The sequence below is a fragment of the Jatrophihabitans telluris genome, from assembly GCF_023516435.1.
GTDB lineage: Bacteria > Actinomycetota > Actinomycetes > Mycobacteriales > Jatrophihabitantaceae > Jatrophihabitans_A > Jatrophihabitans_A telluris.
Genome location: NZ_CP097332.1, coordinates 3,964,434 through 3,987,987 on the forward strand (window position 1 = coordinate 3,964,434; position 23,554 = coordinate 3,987,987).

Consider the following 23,554-nt stretch of genomic DNA (forward strand, 5'->3'; position numbering starts at 1 on the left):
ACGTCGAATTAACATTTGCCGCCACCACATCTCGCGGCTGTCACTTTCGCGTCATGCCCTCGTCACAGTGCCCCGGTCCAATGGAGGCACTGGGACGAAAGGGCTCGGATCGTGATGACAGTGACCTTCGAATACTCCTCGGTCCACGGCGCACTGGCCGCGGCATACACCTCGGGCGCGCTCGCGGCCGAGTTCGGGCCGGAGCGGGTACGAGTCTGCCTGGCCGCTGACGCCGAGGAGCGAGGTGACCTTGCCCCGCTCATCGCCGAACTGCCCATCGGCCAAGCCGAACTTCGGCGCTACGACACCCGCCTGCTCGGAATCGTCCACGATGGGGACGGGCCGGCGTGGGCGCTGGTGACCTCGCACGTCAATCTCGAACGCCAGTCACCGATGCTGGTCCGCGCACTGAGCGCCGTGCTGCAGGCCCGTCCGCACCGCCGTCCGGTGCTCGACCAGACGGTGACCGGGGACTACGAGGTCTGGATGGCCGAGTGTCCGCTGCGCGCGGCGCACATCCTGCTGATCGAGGACTTCGTCGCCGGAGCGCGTCCGCTCGCGGCCTGAAGCTGCCGGTAGAGATCCGGTAGAGAGCTGTGGTGCCGTCGGGGGAATCGAACCCTCCGCTTCGCCCATGCTCGACTGCCACGCGTCGCGTCGTCTGCTGGCGGTTGAGACCACCGTCGCATCCAGGGCCGGCACCAGGTAGAGCGCGACACGAGCCGGTTTGATTCCCGACCGGATGAAATCGTCAGCGTCCCTCGGCGAAGCCGTACTGGCGCCACGCCTCGTACACCGCGATCGCCGCTGCGTTGGCGAGGTTCAGCGAGCGCCGGCCGGCCAGCATCGGGATCCGTACCCGCTCGGTGACCCGCGGGTCGGCCAGCACCTGCGCGCTCAGGCCGGTCGGTTCAGGGCCGAACATGAGCACGTCACCCGGCTCGTAGGCGATGTCCGCGTAGGACGTTTTCGCCTTGGTGGTGAAGGCGAAAACCCGCCGGCCGGTGAACGCGTGCCAGGCGGCGGCCAGATCCTCGTGCTGCCGGACGACGGCCAGATCGTGATAGTCCAGACCCGCCCGGCGCAGTTGAGGCTCGCTCAGATCGAAGGAGTGCGGGCCCACCAGATGCAGTTCGGCTCCGGTGGCCGCCGCGAGGCGAATGGCGTTGCCCGTGTTGGGCGGGATCTTCGGCTCGACGAACGCGATGTGGAACACGCTCGAATCCTGTCACGGCTCCCGCGCATTGGACCTGCGCGCAACAAGGGCAACGTCAACGCCGACCTGCACGCAACAACGGCAACGTCAACGCCGACCTGCGCGCAACAAGGGCAACGTCAACGCCGACCCCCGCGCAACAAGGGCAACGTCAACGCCGACCCGCGCGCAACAAGGGCAACGTCAACGCGGACCTGCGCGCAACAAGGGCAACGTCAACGCCGACGCAGGGGCTGTCAGGGGGCCAGGGTGAGGATCTGGTCGGTGAGCATCGTGCCGATCTTGTCGGAGAAGGTCTGGGTCAGATGGAGGCCGTCGACGTGCACCGGGGCGGTTCCGACGAACGACGGGCAGAAGCCGTTGGCCGAGCAGAACAGCTCGTTGGTGTCGACGTAACCGGCACCGGCAGAGGCGGCCGCCGCCTTCTCCGCGCCGACGACGCCGACCCAACTGGGTGACAGCTTGCCCACACAGCTAGCGGGATCGCTTGCGGCCGAGGTCGCGCACTGCTGCAGACTCGGGCCCTGGGGCGGCGGCGAGAGGACGACGGTCTTGCCCGCACCGGCCTTGCCCACCCGCGTGATCATCGACGCCGTGGCCGTACGCCACTCCGCGAACGCGGCGTCGCCTTTCGCGCCGTCGCCGAGGCGGTCGATCGTCTCCACCGAACTGGCCAGGACCACCAGATCCGGATGCAGCCGCGCTACCTGGGCCACCGTCCAGTCGCGATGCTGGTTGCACCGGGCGCCGAAGTTGGGGTCGGTCCCGACGGACTGTTTGACCGCGAGGTCGGCGGCGGGACACTGGCCGAAGGTCATCCCGTAGACGGTGTAGCCGCGCGCCTGCAGAGTCCGCAACGCGGGCAGCCAGGTGATCCCGATCGAATCGCCCAGCACCGCAACGGATTTAGGAGTGGCGGTTCCCTGCGCCGGGAAGGTGCAGCCGGCCAGGGTCGTGGCGTCGTTGACGTTGCCGCACGGGCCCCATTCGGCGACCTTCGAGCCGGCCAGCTTGTCCAGACTGGGATCCAGAGCCGGGAACCGGCTCGCCTGCAGCGCGGCGTCGATCTCGGCGCTGTAGCTCGCCGGTACCGACAGCACCGTGGGGTCGACGGTGGTGGTGCCGTTCGGGGAGGACTGGCCGACCAGCGCCGCTCCCGTCGCGTCCGATCCGAAGTCGAGGACGGGCGGGTTCGGCCGAATGGTCCAGGCGACGACCGACAGCACGACGAGGCAGAACGCGGTGTAGGCCGCCGCCCGGCGGGCGGTGAAACCGTGGACCCGATGACTGGCGCGCTGTGGCCGCCAATGCCGCAGTGCCCGCAGCTGAGCAAGATTCAGATGGCGGAAGGGCTCCTCGATGAAGTGATAGGACAGCACGGTCAGACCGGCCATCACCAGCAGAGCCGTCAGGTTGAAGTAGGTTCCGGAACCGTTCAATCGCGCCTGGAGGAAGATGATCACCGGCCAGTGCCACAGGTACAGGGAGTAGGAGACCCGGCCGACGTAGCGGCTGCCGCGGTTGATCAGGGGCCAGGCCGTCCACGGCAGCTCGCTGCCCGTTCCCGCCAGGATGACCAGCACGACACCGGCGGCCGGTGCGGCGGCCGCCGGTGCGGGAAACAGTCGATCAGCCGTGATCGCCACGGCGGAGACGGCGACCAGCAGCAAGCCCGCGGCCATCATCACCTCGCGCACGAGCCAGTGCATGCGAATGCGGCCCGCCGGTGCCACGACGGCGAGGCTCAGAGCCAGCACGGCGCCGATCGCCAGTTCCCAGGCGCGCGCGGGCGCGATGAAGTAAGCGGTCGCCCGGTTGTGCTGGGTCAGTCGGATCGCAAGAACGGTCAAGGCGGCCAGCATGAGCGCCGAGCAGGCCGTCACGACGATCTGCGCCCGCCGCGAGCTCAACCGGCGGCACAGCGCGAACATCACTATGAGCAGGATCGGCCAGAACAGGTAGAACTGCTCCTCCACCGACAGCGACCAGAAGTGCTGGACCGGCGAGGGTTGCTTGTTCGTCGCGAAGTAGTCGGTGCCGATGCGGGCGAAGTGCTCGTTGGCCAGAAAGCCCAGTGACCACAGGACGTCGACGCCGGTGTCGTGGGCGCGCGTGGCGAAGAAGAAGAGCTTGGCGGCCAGCCAGGTCGCCAGCAGGACCACCAGCGCGGCGGGCAGGATCCGCCGCGCTCGGCGTTCGTAGAAGGCGCGGATGGAGATCTTGCCGGTACGGCGACGCTCCTTGGCGAGCAGTCCGGTGATCAGGAAGCCCGAGATGACGAAGAAGACGTCAACGCCGATGAAGCCACCGCGCGGGCGCCCCAGCAAGTGGTCGGCGACGACGAGCAACACCGCGACCGCCCGAAGTCCCTCGACCTCAGGGCGGAATCCCGTTGCCGAACCCGAACGCTCGACCGGTGGCCGGACATAGGTACGCGGAAATAGCGCGACAGTCACGATTGCCCCCGCAAATCTCTGTGACCAACTGCATCAGTGCAGAGAACTTAACAGAAGATCTATGCCGGTGTCCCGCGTGATCCGGTGTGGAGTTCACCATCGGCCCTTTCTTGCCACCATCGCCCCGGGTGGACCGGCGTACAGCAGCGATCCCGATACCGTGACGGGGTGCAGATCGCCACCGGACATCCAGCCGCCAAGCAGGTTCTCGGCCTCCTGCGCGGCCACGGACAACCGGGGAGCACCGACGCGCTCGAGGAGGCAGAACTCACCGTCGCGGAGGGATTCTGGGCCTGCGAAGCAGTTCGGGATGCGGCTCGCGATCGCGGCCTACGCGTGGTGAGCGTGCTCTACTGCCCGCAGGTGTTGCGACCGGACGGTCTCGAGGTCGCTCACCAGCTGGCTGACCTCGCCGAACAGGCCTACGAGATCTCGGCCAAGACCCTGCAGCGGCTGGCCGAACGGGACCGCCCGGACGGTCTCATCGCCGTCGTCGAACTACCGACATGGACACCAGGGTCGCTTGCGCTGGCAGAGCGCGCACTCGTACTGGTGGCCGACGGCATCGAACAACCCGGCAATCTCGGAACGCTCATCCGCACCCTCGACGCGTGCGGGGCCGACGCTCTGGTGCTGACGAATCCCCGGACGCGCCGGGCGAACGTCAAGGTGTTCCGGGCCAGCCACGGAACCGTGTTGCGGGTTCCGTGCCTGAGCTTCGCCACGGTCGCCGACGGGCAGGACTGGCTGGACGGAGCGGGGTTCGGCGTCTACCTCGCCGATACCGAGGGCGCCAGCCGATACTCCGACCTCGCCTACGCCGACCGAACCGCCCTCGTGCTGGGCAACGAGCGTTTCGGCATCGATCGGGCCTGGTACCGGGAGTCGGCGGCCAGGGTCTTCATTCCGATGCTGGGCGTGGCCGATTCCCTCAACGTCTCGATCTCGGCCGCGGTGCTGCTCTACGAGGCCCGATCGAAGCTGGCCGACTGGCGCTGACCGGTGGGCGAACCCCCTTTCTCACAAGGGTGAATCACCGTGCTCGGACCTTGCGGCATGGGCTCCAGCGGTAGGCGCCGCTGGTGTTTCGGGCTGCGACTTTGAGGTAGTAGGTGTGGTGGTGGGTGAGGCGGGTGAAGAGGGCGGTGCGGCTGGTGGGGGTGGTGTCGATGGCGCGGGTGGCGCCGCCGGTGCAGGTGGGGTTGGTGTAGAGGCGGGCGTGGTAGGTGGTGACGGTGCCGATGCCGGGGTGGGCGGTGGACCAGGACAGGCGGGCGGCGGCGGTGGCGGGGGTGACGCTGGTGGCCATGGTGGAGGGCAGGGCGCCGGCGGTGAAGGTGGTGATGGTGCGGGTGTTGACGGTGAGGCGGTAGGTGTGGCCGGCGGTGAAGGGGGTGGCGGCGTAGTAGAAGGCGGAGTGGGTGATGCCGTTGGCGCCGGCGAGGAATTGGCGGGCGAGGGAGCCGGTGGGGTAGGAGTTCTGGTTCAGGGTGCAGGTGGGCAGGTTCTGGGCGGTGCTGAGGTCGCGCAGGGTGCCGGTGGTGGGGGTGGGGGTGTGCAGGGGCCATTGGATGATGACGGGGGCGGAGACGAGGCTTTTGCTGGCCCAGGAGTGGCAGGTGTTGGTGGCGGTGGCGAAGGGTTCGGGGGATTCGGTGCCGATGGCGTAGGACAGCAGCGGGGTGGTGGCGTGGTTGGCGGGGAAGGCGATGATGCTGCCGTGGTAGCTGCCGGCGCGGCCGCGGTAGACGTCGACGGCGGCGGTGAAGGGCCAGGCCAGTGAGCCCGCGCCGTGGGGGGTGGGGGTGTAGTAGGCGCTGTAGCCGGTGCTGGTCAGGCGGGGGTCGAGCAGGGTCAGGGCGTGGAAGGCGGCGCCGAACCAGTTGGAGACCGCGGCGCGGTCGCTGACCGGGGCGCTGACGCGGGTGACGTCGCTGTTGTTGGCCGCGGCTTTACCGCCCGGGGTGGCGTAGGGGTTGGCGCCGCAGCCGGCGGCGCGGTTGGTCAGTTCGTCGTGGACGTTGGTTTCACAGCCCAGGGAGTGGTTGGCCAGGTAGCGGACGTGGACCGCTTCCTGGGCCTCGAAGCCGGGGTTACGGCTGACACTGCCCAACCCGGCCAGGTGCCGGAAGTAACTCACCCAGCTGTACCCATTCGAATCCGAGGCCGGAGCACCACTCGTCGACACCGACGTGACACCGATCGCCGCCGCCGAGGCGGGCGGGCTGAACACGATCAACCCGAGAGCCAGCGCGGCCACGCCGACCAGGGCGTGCGCCAGCCGGATCGGACGAGTCTGCAGCGCAGCGGCGGCCATCGGCTTTCTCGAATTCCTGGACCCTCCGGGCGAGGGCGGTCATCGAGTCAGACGGGGCGGCCTGCCGCCAATGTCGCTGCGAGTACGCGCTTTCTAACTGAGAGCGATCGAGTGCGGGCGGCGTTCACACCGGGACGACGTCCTCGGTCGCGCGCCTGCGCCGGCGGGTCTGCAGCACCACGACGGAGGCGAGGACGGCACCGGCGCCCAGCACCTGCAGCGGCCGCAGCCCCTCACCGAACACCACCGCCGCCGACAGTGCCGTCACGACGGGCTCGACGCAGGACAGGATCGCGGCCACCGGACCGCCCACCAGCCGCAGTCCGGCCAGGAAGGTACCGATCGCCACGACCGAGGGAACGAGCGCGAGCGCCACCAGCCATCCCCATCCCGCGGCCGCCGCCGGCGCATGGATAGACCCGGCCACGACGCCGTAACAGGTGACGCTGACGGTGGCCGCGGTACACACGATGGCCGACAGCAGGTAGACGTCGAGCTCGGCGGGCAGCGTCGCCGCCACCGTGATGTAGAGCGCGTAGGTTCCGGCCGCGCCCAACGCCATCGCCACGCCCAACGCCGGCGAGCTGCCCCCGCCGGCGCCACCTTGCAGCAGCAGGACCAACCCGGCGGCCGAGCACAGCAGCGCGGCCAGCTTGCGTCCGTCCGGCGACTCGATACGCCGGATCAACGCGATGACCAGCACGAGGGCCGGATAGACGTAGAGCAGCTGCGCCACCATCGCCGCGTTGAGTTTGGTCAACGCTCCGAAGTAGAAAGCCGACTGAAGCGCATAGCCGGCACCCCCCAGACCCACGGCCTTGACCAGGCTCAGCCGCGACGGGCGCGCAGGCCGGCGAACCGCCACGATGACCCAGAAGACGACGGCGGCGATGCCGAAGCGGCCGACCAGCAGACTGCTCACGGTGAACCCGGACCGGAAGGACTCCTTGGCCAGGACCGCGGCCAGCCCGAAGGACACCCCGGAGACCAGACACAACAAGACGCCCGCCGGACGACCGCTCGGGACCGCCGCAGGTGGTCCTACCCGCGCCGCCGGGGTCTGCACACTGCTCACAACGTGAGGCTAGGACGGCATCAGACCCAGAGGTAGTCTTGGCTTCCTTGACCGAACCAAGGATATTCCGATGATCACGCTGCACCAGTTCCGCTGCTATCTGGCCACCCTGGAAACCGGGTCGTTCACCGCGGCCGCCGAGCAACTGCAGCTGGCCCAACCGTCGGTGTCCGAACAGGTGCGGCTGCTGGAGCTGAGCGTCGCAACCCCGCTGTTCACCCGCGTCGGCCGCGGGCTGGTCGCCACCGAGGCGGCTCACGCGCTGCGGCCACACGCCGAACGGGCGCTGGCCGCGGTGGACGCCGCCCAGCACGCCGTCGCCTCGGTCCGCGACCTGGTCGCCGGGACCGTCCGGTTCGGCGTCTTCGGAACCGCGCGCATCTACCTGGCCGCCGACCTCGCCGCGGACGTCCTGGACCGCTACCCCGGAGTGCGGCTGGAACTGGTCGGACGCAACTCCCAGGAGGTGCTCACCGCCCTGCGCAGGGGCACCGTGGAGGCGGCGATCATCGCCCTGCCGATCGAGGACGAAGGCCTGCAGATCACCCCGGTGGTCCGCGACGAGGTCGTCTACGTCTCGGCCGACCCGCAGCGGCTCGCCCGTCCGGTCACGCCGGCTGATCTGGCCACCGCGACCCTCGTGCTGTCCGAGGCGAGCTGGGGCAACGCCGACTCCACCCGGCGCCAACTGGCCCGCGCCGTCCAGTCGGTCGGCGGCACACTGCGCCCCCGGGTGGACGTCGAGGACATCGAGATCGCGCTGGAACTGGCCGCGCGCGGCGTGGGGGACGCGATCACCGCACGCGGCCTGCTCCATCGACTCGGCGACCGCCTCGATCCCGGACTGGGCTGGGTGTCGCTGCGGCCCAAGATCTGGGACGAGTTCGCCGTCGTCCACCGGCGCGGAGCCGAGCTGTCGCCGGCCAGCCGGGCCGTCACCGAACTAGCGGTGGCGCGGATGGCCGAGATCGGCCTGCTGTCGCGCCGTCGCTGAGCCACCCCGGTTACCGGCGCGTAACCCGGAGGGCCACCTGTCGTTGAAGCCAGCGCACGGATGGTTACCGAGGTTTAGCGACGGGACGGGCGACAACGCGATGCTGCTGAAGACGAAGGCGGCGCTGACGGCGCTGGCCACCGGCCCGCTGCTCCTCGGCGCGGTGGTGGTCGCCGACGATCCGGCCGGCGCCGGCGCGGTTGTGTCGCAGTCCCGGGGCCAGTTCCTGTCGGGCGTGATCGGCGGAACCTCGCTGGACCAGGTCGCGGGCATCGACCCGGTCACCGCGGTGAACTCCGGCGGCGACAGCGTCACCCACCGGGACACCCTGTCGGTTCATGCCCTGATGAACGCCGTGAACCTGCCGCTGTCCGGCGTTGGGCAACTTCCCGGCCACGACGCCGTCCACCTCGGCGCGGTCAGTCAGTTCGCGCAGGCGAATCCCGACGGTTCCGCCCATGGCGCCTCCGGGGCGATCAGCAACTCCGGCGGCATCGCGGTCGGCGGGTCCGCTGCCGCGCCGGCCGACGCCAGCCTCGACCTGTCCGGGATGAGCGAGGCGTCCCCCTTGAGCCGGCTCGGCAACGTGCGGCTGGGCCTGGGAGCGTTGTCCGCGAAAGCCGACCAAGCCAGCGGCGCGGCCGGCGCACAGACCGGGACCTACCAGATCGCGGGCTTGACTCTCGACCTCAGCTCACCCGCCCTGGCCGGGGTGACCGGGCCGCTGGTGGACAAGCTCAGCAGCTCGCTGGCCTCGATGGCCGGTCAGCTCAACTCCGCCGGCCTCGGCGTCGTAACCGTGACCGGGATCGACAGGTTCCCATCGGCCGCTGACGCGCTGACCTCGCTGTCGCTGGGTGGCGGCGCGATCACCGGCGACCTCAAGACGGGGACGGTCCACATCGACCTGGCCGCGTTGTTGAAGGCCGCAGGACTGGATCTCAACGGGCTGCCCCCGAACACCTCGTTGATGCCGTACCTGAGCAGGGCCCTGTCCGCGTCGATCCCGACCGCGGTCTCGTCCATGCTCAGCACGCTGCAGCACCGCTACGCCGACGCCTTCGCCAATCTGGGATTCAGCATCGCAGGCACCCCGATCGACGCCGGCCAACTGAAGCTGCTGACCCCGACGCTCGACCAGGTGTCCGGATCCCTCACCAAGGCCCTTACCGACGCGTCCGCGCAGTTCGCGAACACGGTCTTCCTGCCACTGGCCTCGGCGTTCGCCGCCAACCTCGACATCATCGTCAACGGGCAGGCCAGCTCAGGCGGGACCTTCACCGAGTCCGCGGTGCAGCTCAAGCTCGGCTCCGGCGCCACCAGCGCACAGTTGGTGTTGGCCAGCGCGTCGGTCGGGCCCAGCTCGGTCCTGACCGACGCGCCCGCACCGGCGAGTACACCGTCCGCGGTCAGCAATCCGCCGGTTGGAAGGTCGAGGATCAAGATCGACGCCGGCGGTGGCAGCTCGGGTAGCCGACCGGGGTGGCTGCTGGGCGCCGGAGCCGGATTCACCGTGGTGGCGCTGGCCGCCGCCCTCATGCCGGCTCGCCGGCGGCCCCTGTCTGAGCGGCCCCTGTCTGAGCGACGCCTGTCTGAGCGACGCCATGACTGAGCGGCGGCGGGCGATACTGCTGGCCAGTGCTGCGCTCGCCGCGTTCGCGGTCCTCAGCTACCTGTGCTTTCCGTGGCACCGTTCCGCGACGGCCGAGGTGGTGCCGCTGCCCAAGACCGTGACCTCTTCGGCGCGCCACTTGGCACCGGTGGTAGTCCCGGCCCGCTTCCCCCGCGACACCGTGTCGCTGCCCGGTCAGTCGGTGACGGCGCCGATCGACCCGGCGCGGGTGGGGGCCGATGACTACCTGCAGATCCCGGGCGACGTGCAGCGAGTCGGACACTACGTCGGAGGTGGTGGGCTGGACGGGACCGTCGGCGACCTGCTGCTCACCGGGCACGTGAACTACGCCGGTCAGGGCACCGGCGCTTTCGGACGGATCGGCCGGCTGCACGTGGGCGATGCGGTCATCACCCGCGGCAGCGGCCGCACCCAGGCCTGGCGGGTCACCGGCCTGACCAGCTACCTCAAGTCCGACGGGCTGCCGGCCTCGATCTTCCGGCCCGGCGGCCCGCGGGTGCTGACCCTGGTCACCTGCGGCGGAACGCTGGACACGAAGGCACACAGCTACCTGTCCAACATCGTCGTCACCGCCAAGCCGGCCCCGGTCATCGCGCGCTGAGCGCCGCCGTCGCCCACCCGCCGTCACCCACCCGCCGCCGGCCGCCGTCACCCACGTGCCGCCGGCCGCTGTCACCCACCCGCCGGCGGCGCTCAGGACGCCGGGCGCGTGCTCCAGGGCCGGACGACGCCGAGCAGGGTGTCCTGTCCAGTGGCCAGAACCTCAACTGCCGCCGCGGAAATCTCCTCCGGCGTGTGCCACCGTCCCTCACTCGTCCAGCCGAGCAGCAGGGACCGCCAAGGCGCGGCCTGGCGTGCGGGAAGCTCGGACAGGCAGAAGGCGGCCGGGTCGGCCCCTGGGGCGGGTTGGGCGTATTCGCTCACCAGCAGGTCGACGACCGGGCCGTCGGTGAGCAGCCGCAGCACGGCCAGCGTTTCGTCGTCGGCCACCGGGGCGTAGACCACGGCTGCGGAGAAGGACGCGACGATGGCGGTGAGGGTTCGTAACAAGCCCTGGGTGTCGAGGTAATCGGCGGCCGCGGGAATCAGCCGCGGACCGAGCACGGCGGCGAGTTCGGCAAGCTCGGGCGCCGACCGGGCCACCCCGACCACCGTGCGTCCGTCCTCGACCAGCCGCACCACCGCGGGTCGAAGAATGCCGGTCGCGCCGAGGACGAGAACGGGCGCCGGCATCGGCTCAGAAGGCCTGACGGGGAACCGCGTCGCCGCTGCCGCCGACGAGGAAGTCGAAATCGGCACCGGTGTCGGCGCCGCCGACGTGATCGACGAACAGCCGGAGGTAGCCGCGCTCGGTTCCGGGCACGGGCCGCGGCTGCCAGGCCGATCGTCGCTTGGCCAGCTCCGCCTCCTCGACCAGCAGCTCCAGGCTCCGGTTGGGTACGTCCAGGCAGATCCGATCACCGTTTCGAACCAGCGCCAGTGGACCGCCGTCGGCGGCTTCGGGAGCCACGTGCAGGACCACGGTTCCGTAGGACGTCCCCGACATCCGGGCGTCGGAGATCCGCACCATGTCCCGAATCCCCTTCTCCAGCAGGCGTTTGGGCAAGGCCACGTTGGCGATCTCGGGCATGCCCGGGTAGCCCTTGGGACCGGAGTAGCGGATGACCAGCACGTCGTCGGGTTCGATGTCGCAGTCGGGATCGTCGGCCTCGCTCAGGTAGTCCTCGACGCGATCCCACACCCGTGCCCGGCCGGTATGGACGAGCAACTCCGGCGACGCCGCGGACTGCTTGATCACCGCACCGTTGGGCGCCAGGCTCCCCCGCAGCACCGCGATGCCAGAACCCGCGGGTTTCAAAGGAGATTCGGCGGTCATGATGACCTGGTCGTCGAAGCACTCGGCTCCGAGATAGTTCTGACCCAGCGGCTGACCGGTGACGGTCAGCGCCTGGCGGTCGAGCAGATCCCCCATCCGCTCGACCACGACACCGAGGCCGCCGGCGTAGCAGAAGTCCTCCATCAGGAACTGTCCGGCCGGCATCAGGTTGACCAGGGTCGGAACGTCAGCGGCCAGCGCGTCGAAGTCGTCCAGGCTCAGTTCGACCCCCACCCGTCCGGCCAGGGCGAGCAGATGCACCACCGCGTTCGTCGACCCGCCGATGGCGGCATTGGCGCGGACGGCGTTCTCGAACGCGGCCCGAGTGAGGATCGTCGACGGGCGCAGGCCTTCGCCGACCATCTCCACGATCCGCCGCCCGGCCAGGTGCGCCAGCTTCTTGCGGCGCGAGTCGTTGGCGGGCAGCGCGGCGCTGCCCGGCAACTGCATGCCGAGCACCTCGGTGAGCAGCGCCATCGTCGAGGCCGTACCCATGGTCATGCAGTGACCGTTGGACCGGGCCATACAGCCTTCGGCCTCGGCCAGCTCCGCCGCGGACAGCTCGCCCGCGCGGAACTGTTCGGTCAGTCGCCAGATCGAGGTTCCCGATCCTATGTCGGTGCCGCGGTACTTGCCGTTGAGCATCGGGCCGCCGGTGATCAACAGGGTGGGCAGATCGACGCTGGCCGCGCCCATGAGGTAGGCGGGTGTGGTCTTGTCGCAACCGGCGAGCAGCACCACCGCGTCCAGCGGGTTGGCCCGAAGGGTCTCCTCGAGGTCCATCGAGATCAGGTTGCGCAGGATCATGGCGCTCGGCCGGACGAGCGGTTCACCGGCCGAGGTCGTCGGGAACTCGTAGGGGACGCCGCCGGCCTGCCAGATGCCCCGCTTGACATGTTCGGCCAGTTCGCGGAAGTGCAGGTTGCAGGGCGTGAGCTCGGACCAGCTGTTGGCGATTCCGATCACCGGACGGGTGCCGTCCAGAGCGTCGTCGGGCAGACCCTCGGAGCGCAGCCAGGACCGGTGCATGATGCCGGTCTTGCCTTTCGCGGCGAACCAGGCGGCACTGCGCAGGGTGCCCATCAGCGGAACCGGGGCAGGTGCTCGAGCTGCGCCTCGATCAGCGCATCGGTGAGCGCGGCGGCGGCCGACGGATCGGTGACCGCCCCGTCGGCGATCATCGCCTCGACGACCAGGTCACGATCACCGTTCATGGCCGCCTCCACCGACAGATAGACCGAGGACAACCGCCGGTTCAGGATGGCGGTCAGTGGCGCGCCCAGGTCGGGCACCGCGATCGGTCGGATGCCACGCGCCGTCGCCACACCGGGAATCTCCAGCGCGGCGTCGTGGGGCAGGCCGGGGACGCTGCCGTTGTTGAGCACGTTGCAGCTGAACATCTCGCGGGAATCGGTCAGCACCGATCGGATGATCGCGATCAGCTGTTCCTGCTCGCCGGTCGAGCGGTCGAAGACGGTTTCGTCCAGGGGCACCGTGCCGTCGGCCTGGGCGATCATCGACTGGTAGCGATTCTCGCCCCACTCCAGGATCTCCGGCACCGAATACGCGTCCACCCCGAGGGTCTTGCCGTAGTAGGCGCCGCGCGGCCAGCGTTCGGGAAAGAACTCGGTCACGTGCCGGTCCTCGGCTGCCGGGAACGCGCCGTAGCGCAGGAACAGTTCCCACGAGAACGGGTTGTTCCACGCCTTGGTGGCGTCGGCGAAGATATTGCCGAGATCGCCGGGACTCGGTGGTTCGGCCAGCTCGGCGAGCACCTTCGCCCGCACGAGCGGCCACGCGTCGGCGCCCTGCCAGCGAAAGTCGTAGATGAACGTGAGGTGGTTGATGCCGGCGTAGAGGGTCGAGGTCTGTTCGAACGGCTTGCCGATGAACGCCGCCAGGTGATGCTGCACGTGGTGCATGCCGTGGCACAGACCGACGACACCGTCGGCACCGGCGTACTTCGTCATGGCCATGACGTTGGCGGTCATGGGGTTCGAGTAGTTGAAGAAGTGTGCCTGGGGGGCGAGGTCGACGACGTCGCGGGCGATGTCGACCAGGACCGGTGTTGTGCGGATCAACCGTGAGATGCCGCCCGGCATGATCGAGTCGCCCACGGGCTGGAAGACGCCGTGAGCCATGCACACCTCATGGTCGGTCTGCCAGGCCGGCCGCCCGCCGACGCCGACGCAGGTCACCACGAACTCCGCGCCGGGCAGCACCGATCGCCGATCGACGGACCCGCTGACGCTGATCTGCTCCTCGGCCCCACGGGCGGCGATCATCTTCTCGGCCAGGCCTACCGCCTTCGACAGCGCGACCTCGTTGACGTCGACCAGGCGGATGTCCCAGCTGCCCAGATCGCGGGCGGAGATGAGGTCGGCGAGCAGACCGCGGGTGAACACAGCACTGCCCGCACCGATCAGGACGATGCTGTGCTGCGGGGCGTGGCCGAGCGCGCGGCTCATCAGAAGTACCTCACCCTGTTGCTCAGCAGGCCGATTCCGGCCACGCCACATTCCACCAGGTCACCGTCACCGAGGAACAGCGGCGGGGTGCGGAATCCACCGCAGCCCGGCGGCGTCCCGGTGAGGATGAGGTCGCCCGGTTCCAGCGTGGTCGTCTCGGTGAGGTAGTCGAGCAGGAAGTCGATGTCGAAGATCAGGTCAGCGGTGCTGGCGTCCTGCATCAGACGGCCGTTGACCTCGGTGTAGATGCGCAGCCCGTGCGGGTCGCTGACCTCGTCCGCGGTGACCAGGGTCGGGCCGATGGGGCAGAAGGTGTCCATGCTCTTGGCCCGCGTCCACTGGCCATCGCGGAATTGCACGTCCCGCGCCGAGACGTCGTTGGCGACGGTGTAGGCCGCGATGTGGGCGCGGGTGCCGCGCTCGGAGGGCCCGCACCGGGCGCCGATGACGACGGCGAGTTCGGCCTCCCAGTCGACGTCGGTGGTGACGCTCTTGGGAATGCGGATCTCGTCGTGGGGACCGGTGATCGATGAGCTGTACTTGGCGAAGGTGAGCGGCTCGGCCGGGGCCTCGAGCCCGGTCTCGGCCGTGTGGTCGGCGTAGTTGAGACCGATGGCGATGATCTTGCCCGGCCGACGCAGCGGCGCCGCGAGCTGGGCCTCGGCCAACGAAACCCGTTGCCCCACTGGGGTAATCGCGTCGGCGTCGGCCCCGGCACGAAGCCAGCCGAGCCAGGGGTCGGCGGTCTCAGCGTCGCCGAGGGAGACCGGCTGTACCCATTGCTGGGGTCCGTCGCTGAGCAGCACGGCGGGCGTGGCGTGGTCATCGATACGCACAACGGCAAGCCGCATGCTTCAGGACTCCGTTCGAGGGGAGGACGTCGGATGCGGCTGCGCGAGCGATCGTCGCCCGCACACCGCCCGTCGAGCATAAATGAGCATTGCACTGTTGACAATGCTTGTTTCTGCTCGAAAATGACTGAATGGAACGTAATTCTCGAGGTGTTCTCGTCCGCCACGTCGAGCCGTTTCCGCCCACCGCCGGAACTCCGGGACTCGCGCAGGGCAGTTACGGACAGCGCGGCAATCTCGAACTCGTCATCCCAGATCCTCTCGACGGCTTCTGGGTGTTCTGGTTCAACGCCGACCTGGACGAGCGGCACGCCGGCGCTGCCCTTGGCCGCTGGAGCGGCGGGCTGCACGTGCCGACCCGATCGCTGCTGAACCGGGTGAGCATCGCCCAGGTTCCCTTCGGCCCGAACTTTCTGGAGGTGGCTACCGAAGGCAGCGACGGCCGGCAACGCTGGTACTGGACCCCCACCGACGGCTTCGTCCACGACGGCCCACTGCCGGACGGCCCGAGCGGGAATGGTCCGGTGGCGGTGAATGATTCGCTGATCACGGTGGCCGCGGACCGGTGCGTGGTCTCCGGCGCGTCGAACTACCCGACGCTGGATTGGGTTGCGGACGGCCCGACGATCGCCGGCGTTCGCTCCGCGAGCATTGCCGCCCTCGCCGGCAGGGTCGCTCTTGCCGTTGTGCGTTCTGACGGTGTCGGCGCACTGTTCGTGGGGGACGCGCCCGTGGTGAGGATCGAGGGCGACTGGCGCGAACTGGTGGTGGCCGGCGCCGCGGTGCGACGGTCCGAGGGCTGGCAACTGGTCGGGATCGATCAGGGCGGGATCGTCCAACTCATCACGGTCACCGACACCGATGCCACCATGGTGGTCGAGCGGGTCGAGCGGGCCGAGCTGGGCCGGCCCGAGCCGGCGGCTGCGGTAGCCGCCACGACAAGCTCGCTCGGCGAAGGCACGGTGGAGATCGTGGTGCGGCAAGCAGACCGGCTGCTGCACCTGCGCGTCAGTGGCGGCACGACGCAGGTGAGCGAGCTGACGAGCGATGTCTGGGTGGCGCTACCGCGGCCCGCGACCGTCCATCGCCGGTCGCCGTGACCTCGCTCGGCGCAGGACGTGCGGACGTGAGGCTTGTCAGGGACAACCTGACACGCGTAAGGTGCAGCCTGACACCGTCAGGGGCGCCCTGACGCCACCGCTTCCTCCGGAGGGCCGATGCCGACCACCGTGCTCCATTGTTCGTTCTGCACCAAAGCCGCCCCGCAGGTGGCCAAACTGATCGCCGGACCCGGGGTGTACATCTGCGACCAGTGCGTTGGGCTCTGCACCACGATCCTCGCGGGCGAGCGGGCACAGCACCCGGGCGACGAACCGGACGCCGGAGCCACACGGGACATCGCCGCCTGGCAGGACATGACCGACACCGAACTGCTGGAGCACCTGCCCAAGATCGCCGCGTCCGCCGCTCGGGTCGAGGAAAGCCTGAAACTGTGGGTGAATCACGCGCGCGAGCGCGGCCTGACCTGGGCCCGCGTCGGCGAAGCGCTGGGCATGACCCGCCAGTCGGCGTGGGGCAGATTCTCCGACGAGCCGTGAGCCTCAGACGAGCCGCTGGATCATGGTGTTGCTCACCAGATACCGGTATCCCGCTTCCCGAATGGCCTGGTCATGCCGGGCCGATCCACCGAACGGACTCCCCCACAAGAAGGCCATGGCCGGTGAGTTCTGTCCGGTGACGGCGTCCATCCGGCGCTTGGGGCGCACGATCTCGCGCAGCAGGTCCTCGTCGGTGACGATGTCGGCGATGCCGTCGTGGGAGGACGTGTGCGGCGTGACGGTGTGCCGTGCCGACAGCGCCGCGACCTCGTCCCAGGACATCGCCAGCCGGTCTCGTCCGATCTCCTCTCGGACCAGATCGATGTTGTGTGACCGGGCGAAAGCCTCCTGCTCCGCGGGCGGGCAGTCGACGAACCCGGTGCACACGAAGAACCACGCGGACAGACCCAGGGCGTCGCACACAGGACCCGCGACCTCGGCCGAGTTCCGGTAACCCTCGTAGAAGACCGGGATGAAGCCGGGTTCGGAGGAGACCCAGGCTCCCGTTTCGTAGAAGGTGTCCAGCTCGGCCAGCGAGACGCAGCGGTATCTGGCGGCCAGCGCGCCCAACTCGGCGGCCAGAGATTCGCGTTGTGAATCGGGGGTGTTGTGGTAATTGACCACCCGGATGAACCGGCCGGCCGCAATGGCATCACGATGCTCGGTGAAGCCCGGCATCGCGCTCATTGCCCGTTCACGATCACGCTGGTGGCCTGCAGGCTCGAGATCAGACAGCCCAGATCCCCCTCGCGTTGGGAGGCGAACGCATCGGCGCGGACCGCGCTCAACAGCGCGGCGATCCGGCCGCCGTCGGCGAGCACGGCCGGGTCCCCGACCGTGGGCGCCGGTGCGCCCACGCTGAACAGCGCCAGCACCATCGGGATTCCCTCGCTGCCGAAGTCCCTGTCCTGTGCCGCGCGCAAGGCCGAAAGGCCCGACACGGCAGCGTGTTTCTCGGTCATCTGCTGCGATCATCCAATCCGGTGAATCAGGGTGTTGCCGATGAGGTAGCGGTATCCGGCGGCTATCAGCGCCTCGTCGTGGGGTGCCGACACCCCGAAGGATGTCCCGTGGAGCCAGGCGAAAGCCGGCGCGGACTGACCGGTCACGGCGTCCATCCGCTGCTTGGGCTGGACTACCTCGCGCCAGAAGTCATCGGTGTCGTCGGAGGAAACGTCGTTGATGCCGACGTGGGAGGCGGTATGCGGGGTGACCAGGTGCCGTACCGAGAGCTCACCGATCTCATCCCAGGTCATGGCCAGCCGGTCCTGCCCGATCTCCTCGGGCACCAGCCCGATCCAGTGCGAGCGGGCGTAGAACTCCTGCTCGGCGGGTGGGCAGTCGACGAAGCCCGTGCAGATCGGGAACACCCCGGTCAGGCCGAGATCATCGAGGATGGGCGCTGCCACGGTCGCGGAGTTCCGGTAGCCCTCGTAGAAGACCGGGACGAATACCGGGCGCGACGTCGGCCAGCGGCCGGTCGCGAAGAAGCCGTCCAGATCGGCGAGGGTGATCGTGTCGAAGGTCTCGGCCAGGGCTGACAATTCCGCCCGCAGTGCGCCGGCCTGGGAAGGCGGGGTGTTGTGGTAGTTGACGACCCGCAAGAAATGGCCTTCGGTCAGGGCGTTCAGGTGGCGGCCGAAGCCCAGGTCAGCCATGCTCCGGTCCCACCGACTCAGCGAGCGGGGTCAGCTCGTGCGCGGCCACGACCAGGCAGCTGATCACGCCCCCGTTGTCGCCGTCGCGCATCGTCGGTCCCATGGCTTGCTTGGCCTGGGCGACCCGCGCGGCAAAGGCCTGACCATCGGCACGCACGGCCGCATGCTGAGCGGCCGGGAAGGCAACACCGGTGCGCTCGTCGACCAGGCCGACGATCATCGGAATACCTTCGCGATTCTTGGCCCTGGTCATCGCTTGGCGAAGCCGCGACAACGACATCGGTTACTGCCCCTTCGTTTGCGTGCCTGCGAACCCGTTCGGCTCGCGGGTCAGACCAGACGGACGTCGACCCCGCCGGCGCGCAGTTCGTGCACGGCGCTCGACGGTGCCCCCGAATCGGTGATCACCACGTCGATCTGCTCGACGCTGGCGAGGCGGACGGGGCCGCGCTGGGTGAACTTGGTGCTGTCGGCCAGCACCACCAGCGACCCGACGCCCTCCAACAGCTTGCGGTCCGTGCTGGCCTCGTGCACCGATGCCCCGGTGAGACCGACCGAGGCATCCAGTCCGTAGGTGCCGGTGAACGCCGTGTCCACCCGGAATTCCTCCATCGCGTGCTCGGCCAGCGGGCCGAGCAGCGACATCTCCGCGTGCCGCAGGATCCCGCCCAGCACGACCACGGTGATGTTGGCCTGCCGGGACAGCTGTACCGCCACGTTGAGCCCGTTGGTCAGCACCGTCAGGCCGTCGCGCCCGTGCAGGAACGGCAGCATGGCCTCGGTCGTCGTCCCGCCCGTGATCAGGATCGTCGAGTTGTCCTTGACCAGACTGGTCGCCGCTTCACCGATGCGCCGCTTCTGCGCCGAGTGCTCGCTCTGGCGAGCCATGTGGGCGACCTCGAGGTCGTTCTCGATCAGGCTCGCGCCGCCGTGCACCCGGGTGAGCAGCCCTTGGGAATCCATTTCCTTCAGATCGCGGCGGATGGTGGACGCGCTGACGCCGATGGCCTCGGCCAGCTCGTTCACCTGACCGATGCCGTGCGAACGCAGATGCCTCAGCACCTCACGCTTGCGCTCATGACTCAGCATCCTCAGTATCCCTGCACTCGATCGACCAGGTTCAGCAACGGGCGCCCGGCGTCGAAGCGACGCAGGTTCTCGCACACGATGTCTAGCACCTGAGCAGAGTAGTCGGGCGCAAGTCCGCTCACATGCGGAGTCACGAACACGTTCGGCTCGTCCCACCAGGAGTTGTCGGCGGCCAACGGCTCATCGTCGAAGACGTCCAGCACGGCGGCGCGGATCCGCCCGCTGCGCAACCCCGCACGCAGCGCTGACTCGTCGACGATCCCGCCGCGGGCCACGTTGATGAGCACCGCCTGGTCCTTGAGGACGTCGAGCACCTCGGCCGAGACGAGATCGCGGGTGGCTGCGGTCAAGGGCACGACCACGACCAGATAGTCCGAGCGGCGGGCGACCTCGCTCAGCTGCTCCGGCGCGAACAACTCCACGGCGGCAGGACTCGTCTCGAGCGGGGCGGCGCCGTAGAACTCATCGGCACCGGCGACGCGCCGCCCCGCGGTCCGGCTGACCCCGAGGACGTGCATGCCGAAGGCCTGCGCCAGCCGGCCGATCTCGCGACCGATCCGGCCGTAACCGACGACGCCGACGGTCGCGCCGCGCACTGGGGCCGGAAGCATCCGCTGCCAACGGTCCTCGGGTGTGGGCCAGTCGTGCCCGGACCGCGCCTGCAGCAGCGCGGGCAGCCGGTGCGCGGTGCCCAGGATCGACCAGAGCACGTACTCGGCCAGCGGTACCGGTGAGACTCCGCCGATCGTCGTGAGCGAGATCTGCTGACCGGCCGGGTGGGCCCAGATCGGCAGGGCCTGCAGGTGATCGACGCCGGAGGTGTCCAGTTGCACCCAGCGCAGCCGGGGCGCCTGTCGGGGGTGGCAGAACACCGTGGACGTGTGCAGCACGTCAACCTGGGCCCAGACCTCGTCCGGGATCTCGCTGTCGTGATCGCAGGTCCACTGCCGGACCTCGACGTCCTGGCAACAGCTCGCGATCCGTTTCAGGAAATCCTCGTCGAAGGCAAGCGTGGACAGGTAGTTGATCCGCGCCCGGCCGGTGAACGCGGCACGGCTCATTTGATACCCGAGCGGGCGAGGCCTTGGACGAAGTACTTCTGGAAGGCGACGAACAGGACCACCATCGGCAGGGCCATCAACAGGCTCATGGCCATGATCGCTCCGTAGTTGGTGGTGTACTGGCCCTTGATGTCGGTGACCAGGCCGATCGGCACGGTGAACTTCTGGTTGTCGGAGAAGAACACGATCAGAGGCCAGGTGAAGTCGTTCCACTCGTACATGAAAGTCATCAGGGTGAGTACCGCGACCAGTGGCCGGCACAGCGGCAGGACGATCGAGCGGAAGGTGCGAAAGATACCGGCGCCGTCGCAGCGGGCCGCTTCGAGCAGTTCGTCGGGGATCGCGATGAAGAACTGCCGGGCCAGGAAGATACCGAACACCGATGCGCTGCTGGGCAGGATGACCGCCCAGATGCTGCCGAACATGTTCAGCTTCACGACGAGCTTGAACTGGGCCACCATGATCGCCTGGATGGGGATCATCATGGTCGACAGCAACAACAGGAAGATCGGGTTCTTGCCGCGGAAGTTCAGCTTGGCGAAGGCGAAACCGGCGAGCAGGTTCACCAGCACGGTGATCACCGTGACGAGCACCGCGATGACGAGGGAGTTGCGGAACCAGCGGGTCACCGGGAAGTTGCGGATCGGGTCACGGAAGTTGTCCAGCGTGAAATGCGCCGGCCACAGATGCAGGCCGCTGCGGTAGAGATCGGCCTTCGTGGACACGGCCGTCAGCAGCATCCAGTACAGCGGGAACAGCATGACCAGGGCGATCACCAGGGCCAGCGCGAACCGCAGCCAGTAGAAGCGACCGCGAGCCCGCTTGCGCATCACTCGATCGCTGCGGGGGCTGGTGGAGGCCAGCATCGTCGTTGCCATCGTGTCGTCCTAACTGGCCAGGTCGCGGTTACGGGACAGCCGCCAGTTCAGGGCGGTGATCACCAGCGTTATCAGATAGATCACCACGCCGATCGCCGCCGCGTACCCGAGTTCGCCCGATCCGTGCTCATCGAAACCGACCTTGTAGGCGTAGGTGACCAGGGTGGTGGTGCTGTAGTTCGGACCGCCGTTGGTCATGGCGTAGACGGTGTCGAAGACCTGGAACGAGTAGATCAGGTTCATGATCAGCAGGAAGAACGTCGACGGCCCGAGCAGTGGGAGCGTGATGGCGCGGAACCGCTGCCACGCCGAGGCACCGTCGACCATGGCGGCGTCGTGGTACTCCGGGTCGACACCCTGCAGGCCGGCCAGGTAGATGATCATGTCGAACCCGACCCGGATCCACAGCGTGACCAGGACGAGCGAGACCATCGCCCACTTGCCGTTGGACTGCCAGTCCGGACCGTTGATGCCCAGGGCGTGCAGGAAGTTGTTGACGAAGCCGGAGTACTGATCGAACATCCAGGCGCCGATCAGGCCGGACGAGACGCCGGAGATGACCAGGGGCAGGAAGATGATCGATCGGATCAGCTTGCGTCCGGGCAGCACGCCGTTGAGCAGGATCGCCATGCCCAAGCCCACCGCCATGCCCACCGGGACGGTGAGCAACGTGAAGAGCGCGGTGTTCCACAGCGCTTCCCAGAAGACCGAGTCGCGGATGATGTCGACGTAGTTGTTGATCCCGAGGAACTGGGAGGGCCCGAGGGAGCCGATCTTCTGCATGGACAGCCAGAAGGCCCAGACCAGCGGCAGCAGCAGGAAGACGGCGACCAGCACCAGGTTCGGCAGCAGAAACGCGCCTGCCGTCGGGCCGTGACCTCGGCTGGTCACGGCCCGTCGGCGCCGGGGCCGGAGCCCGGCACTGCCTTGCAGCGCTTCGGCCGGTAGTTCGGTGACCAGCGAAGGCGATGAACTCATGAGGTCGAACCTAGCTGCCGATGGAGGTGTTTACGCCGTCAGCGATGGCCTGCAGCGTCTTGGCGGTGGCCTGCCCGTTGAAGGCGAGCTCGAGCTGGTCCTGCAGCAGGGTGTTGATCTTGCTGAAGGCGGGCACCGACGTCTCGGTGGTGATGGTCTGCGACAGCGTGGTCGCCTGCTGGGCAAACACTTTCACCGCGTCCGGGGCGGTGGCGTAGCTCAGCGAGGACGAGGCCAGGGACTTCAGCGTCGGCAGCTCGATGGCCTGCTCGCAGAAGTACTTCATCGAATCTTCGGACACGATGAACTTCAGGAAAGCCGCAGCCAGATCGGGGTTCTTGGTCGCCTTGTTCGCCACGATCGCGTTGCCGCCGAGGTCGGTTGCGGCGGCGGTGTCCTTCGGCATGAACGTGACGCCCCAGTTGCCCTTGTAGCCGCTCTTGGGGTCGGCGATCTCCGGCACCAGGAAGTCGCCGATGAAGGTCATGGGCACGGTCTTGCCGAGGAAGAACTCGTCGGAGTACTTCGCGCCCTTGATGGTGTTGGACGCCGGCACCCACTTGTTGGTGAAGAAGCTCTTGGTGAAGTCCAGTGCTTTCGTGCCCGCCGCGCTGGGCAGGGCGGACTTCTTCAGGTCTGGGGTCAGCAGCGAACCGCCCGCCTGGTAGAGGAAGCTCAGCCATCGGTAGGCCCCGGCCTTGGTCCAGTCGTAGGCGAAGGGGAACTTGCTGGCCGGCAGGGCAGAACGGAGCTTCGTCGCGACCTGGGAGAACTCGTCCCAGCTCCAGGCGTTGGCGAGGCTGTCGGGGACCGAGGTGATGCCGGCGCTGGCGAAGGCGTCCTTGTCGTAGACGATCGCGGTGCAGTCGGTCTGATGCGGCACGCCGAACGGGATGTTCTGGTACTTGATGGCGTCCCACAGGGCGGGGAGAAAGGCATCGATGTCGCTGGAGCTGAAGTACTGGGTCAGGTCCATCAACGCACCCGCGGAGGAGTACTTGCCCATCGTGGTGTAGTCGACCCGGAAGATGTCGGGTGCGTTGCCGGCCTGGATGCCCCGGTCGATACCGGCGAAGAAACCGTCGTAGGGGACGACCTTGAGGGTGATCTTGGCGCCCGGGTTGGCGGCCTCGAACTTCTGCTTGACGTAGTTGAAGCCGGCCGTCTCGCCGGTGCTGCCACCCCAGAAGGCGAAGGTGAGTTGCCCGGTCTGCGGGCCGAGGCTCGACTTGGCACCGGTCGAGCCACTCGCCTTGACGGTGGCGTCGGTGGTACCCGAGTTGGAGTGGACGGAGGTACAGGCACTCAGCCCGAGCAGCGTGGCAGCTCCCGCAGAGCCGGCCAGAAAACCGCGCCGTGACAGATCCATCGTGAGGACTCCCTGATTCAAGTGGCCAGTGGTGTGC

The 23,554-nt window shown here is 68.5% G+C and carries 24 protein-coding genes; 7 read left to right on the forward strand and 17 right to left on the reverse strand.

Features of this window, described 5'->3' with window-relative positions:
- Positions 1 to 120: 120 nt before the first annotated feature.
- Positions 121 to 567 (forward strand): hypothetical protein, encoded by a 447-nt coding sequence (locus M6D93_RS18255; protein WP_249771487.1) that lies wholly within the window; start codon positions 121 to 123, stop codon positions 565 to 567.
- 184 nt (positions 568 to 751) lie between these two features.
- Here M6D93_RS18255 and M6D93_RS18260 read toward each other — a convergent pair whose 3' ends face one another.
- Both M6D93_RS18260 and M6D93_RS18265 read right to left on the reverse strand, forming a co-directional pair.
- Complete coding sequence (locus tag M6D93_RS18260; RefSeq protein ID WP_249771489.1) at positions 752 to 1,216, reverse strand: tRNA (cytidine(34)-2'-O)-methyltransferase; 465 nt, start codon at positions 1,214 to 1,216, stop codon at positions 752 to 754.
- A 236-nt stretch (positions 1,217 to 1,452) separates the two neighbouring features.
- The gene (locus tag M6D93_RS18265; RefSeq protein WP_249771491.1) at positions 1,453 to 3,672 is read right to left on the reverse strand and encodes an acyltransferase family protein; all 2,220 of its coding nucleotides are present in this window, start codon (positions 3,670 to 3,672) and stop codon (positions 1,453 to 1,455) included.
- Positions 3,673 to 3,840: 168 nt separating this feature from the next.
- Between M6D93_RS18265 and M6D93_RS18270 the strand changes: the two genes are divergently transcribed.
- Entirely contained in the window at positions 3,841 to 4,671 is an 831-nt protein-coding gene (locus M6D93_RS18270) for a TrmH family RNA methyltransferase (protein WP_249771493.1), read from the forward strand.
- 34 nt (positions 4,672 to 4,705) lie between these two features.
- On the opposite strand, the gene M6D93_RS18275 is transcribed toward M6D93_RS18270, so the two are convergent.
- Together M6D93_RS18275 and M6D93_RS18280 are read right to left on the reverse strand one after the other, a co-directional pair.
- On the reverse strand, positions 4,706 to 5,989 hold the full coding sequence (locus M6D93_RS18275; RefSeq protein WP_249771495.1) for a fibronectin type III domain-containing protein: 1,284 nt from the start codon (positions 5,987 to 5,989) through the stop codon (positions 4,706 to 4,708).
- 124 nt (positions 5,990 to 6,113) lie between these two features.
- The gene (locus M6D93_RS18280) at positions 6,114 to 7,064 is read right to left on the reverse strand and encodes a DMT family transporter (RefSeq protein ID WP_249771497.1); all 951 of its coding nucleotides are present in this window, start codon (positions 7,062 to 7,064) and stop codon (positions 6,114 to 6,116) included.
- Between the two features lie 70 nt (positions 7,065 to 7,134).
- Between M6D93_RS18280 and M6D93_RS18285 the strand changes: the two genes are divergently transcribed.
- From M6D93_RS18285 to M6D93_RS18295, 3 genes are all read left to right on the forward strand, one after another.
- The gene (locus M6D93_RS18285) at positions 7,135 to 8,058 is read left to right on the forward strand and encodes a LysR family transcriptional regulator (RefSeq protein ID WP_249771499.1); all 924 of its coding nucleotides are present in this window, start codon (positions 7,135 to 7,137) and stop codon (positions 8,056 to 8,058) included.
- A 100-nt stretch (positions 8,059 to 8,158) separates the two neighbouring features.
- Entirely contained in the window at positions 8,159 to 9,670 is a 1,512-nt protein-coding gene (locus M6D93_RS18290; protein WP_249771501.1) for a choice-of-anchor G family protein, read from the forward strand.
- Positions 9,663 to 10,292, forward strand: a complete 630-nt coding sequence (locus M6D93_RS18295) for a class F sortase (RefSeq protein WP_249771503.1) — start codon at positions 9,663 to 9,665, stop codon at positions 10,290 to 10,292. Before M6D93_RS18290 ends, M6D93_RS18295 begins: the two co-directional genes overlap by 8 nt.
- 92 nt (positions 10,293 to 10,384) lie before the next feature.
- Here the strand turns inward: M6D93_RS18295 and M6D93_RS18300 are convergent, their stop codons facing one another.
- The 4 genes from M6D93_RS18300 to M6D93_RS18315 are packed head-to-tail and all read right to left on the reverse strand — an operon-like array spanning position 10,385 to position 14,886.
- On the reverse strand, positions 10,385 to 10,924 hold the full coding sequence (locus tag M6D93_RS18300; RefSeq protein WP_249771505.1) for a Rossmann-fold NAD(P)-binding domain-containing protein: 540 nt from the start codon (positions 10,922 to 10,924) through the stop codon (positions 10,385 to 10,387).
- A 4-nt stretch (positions 10,925 to 10,928) separates the two neighbouring features.
- A complete protein-coding gene (locus M6D93_RS18305) occupies positions 10,929 to 12,650 on the reverse strand; it encodes an IlvD/Edd family dehydratase (protein ID WP_249771507.1) in 1,722 nt (573 codons plus the stop codon).
- Positions 12,650 to 14,035, reverse strand: a complete 1,386-nt coding sequence (locus tag M6D93_RS18310; RefSeq protein ID WP_249771509.1) for a family 4 glycosyl hydrolase — start codon at positions 14,033 to 14,035, stop codon at positions 12,650 to 12,652. The genes M6D93_RS18305 and M6D93_RS18310 overlap by 1 nt, the downstream gene beginning before the upstream one ends.
- On the reverse strand, positions 14,035 to 14,886 hold the full coding sequence (locus M6D93_RS18315) for a fumarylacetoacetate hydrolase family protein (protein ID WP_249771511.1): 852 nt from the start codon (positions 14,884 to 14,886) through the stop codon (positions 14,035 to 14,037). The genes M6D93_RS18310 and M6D93_RS18315 overlap by 1 nt, the downstream gene beginning before the upstream one ends.
- Positions 14,887 to 15,017: 131 nt before the next feature.
- Between M6D93_RS18315 and M6D93_RS18320 the strand changes: the two genes are divergently transcribed.
- Positions 15,018 to 15,986, forward strand: coding sequence for a hypothetical protein (locus M6D93_RS18320; protein WP_249771513.1), 969 nt, complete (start codon positions 15,018 to 15,020; stop codon positions 15,984 to 15,986).
- A gap of 117 nt (positions 15,987 to 16,103) precedes the next feature.
- Complete coding sequence (locus M6D93_RS19445; protein ID WP_283818610.1) at positions 16,104 to 16,484, forward strand: ClpX C4-type zinc finger protein; 381 nt, start codon at positions 16,104 to 16,106, stop codon at positions 16,482 to 16,484.
- Positions 16,485 to 16,487: 3 nt separating this feature from the next.
- On the opposite strand, the gene M6D93_RS18330 is transcribed toward M6D93_RS19445, so the two are convergent.
- The 9 genes from M6D93_RS18330 to M6D93_RS18370 form a co-directional block, all read right to left on the reverse strand.
- Positions 16,488 to 17,171 carry a polysaccharide deacetylase family protein gene (locus M6D93_RS18330; RefSeq protein ID WP_249771515.1) on the reverse strand — a complete coding sequence of 228 codons (684 nt, stop codon included), beginning with the start codon at positions 17,169 to 17,171 and terminating at the stop codon, positions 16,488 to 16,490.
- Complete coding sequence (locus tag M6D93_RS18335) at positions 17,168 to 17,446, reverse strand: hypothetical protein (protein WP_249771517.1); 279 nt, start codon at positions 17,444 to 17,446, stop codon at positions 17,168 to 17,170. Before M6D93_RS18335 ends, M6D93_RS18330 begins: the two co-directional genes overlap by 4 nt.
- 9 nt (positions 17,447 to 17,455) lie before the next feature.
- The gene (locus tag M6D93_RS18340; RefSeq protein WP_249771519.1) at positions 17,456 to 18,142 is read right to left on the reverse strand and encodes a polysaccharide deacetylase family protein; all 687 of its coding nucleotides are present in this window, start codon (positions 18,140 to 18,142) and stop codon (positions 17,456 to 17,458) included.
- Positions 18,135 to 18,362 (reverse strand): hypothetical protein, encoded by a 228-nt coding sequence (locus tag M6D93_RS18345; protein ID WP_249771521.1) that lies wholly within the window; start codon positions 18,360 to 18,362, stop codon positions 18,135 to 18,137. The genes M6D93_RS18340 and M6D93_RS18345 overlap by 8 nt, the downstream gene beginning before the upstream one ends.
- A 110-nt stretch (positions 18,363 to 18,472) precedes the next feature.
- Positions 18,473 to 19,231 carry a DeoR/GlpR family DNA-binding transcription regulator gene (locus tag M6D93_RS18350; protein WP_249771523.1) on the reverse strand — a complete coding sequence of 253 codons (759 nt, stop codon included), beginning with the start codon at positions 19,229 to 19,231 and terminating at the stop codon, positions 18,473 to 18,475.
- 2 nt (positions 19,232 to 19,233) lie between these two features.
- Positions 19,234 to 20,292, reverse strand: coding sequence for a D-2-hydroxyacid dehydrogenase (locus M6D93_RS18355; protein ID WP_249771525.1), 1,059 nt, complete (start codon positions 20,290 to 20,292; stop codon positions 19,234 to 19,236).
- Positions 20,289 to 21,170, reverse strand: coding sequence for a carbohydrate ABC transporter permease (locus M6D93_RS18360; RefSeq protein ID WP_249771527.1), 882 nt, complete (start codon positions 21,168 to 21,170; stop codon positions 20,289 to 20,291). The genes M6D93_RS18355 and M6D93_RS18360 overlap by 4 nt, the downstream gene beginning before the upstream one ends.
- Before the next feature lie 9 nt (positions 21,171 to 21,179).
- Positions 21,180 to 22,148, reverse strand: coding sequence for a carbohydrate ABC transporter permease (locus tag M6D93_RS18365; RefSeq protein WP_249771529.1), 969 nt, complete (start codon positions 22,146 to 22,148; stop codon positions 21,180 to 21,182).
- 10 nt (positions 22,149 to 22,158) lie between these two features.
- Positions 22,159 to 23,517, reverse strand: coding sequence for an ABC transporter substrate-binding protein (locus M6D93_RS18370; protein WP_249771531.1), 1,359 nt, complete (start codon positions 23,515 to 23,517; stop codon positions 22,159 to 22,161).
- Positions 23,518 to 23,554 lie beyond the last annotated feature (37 nt).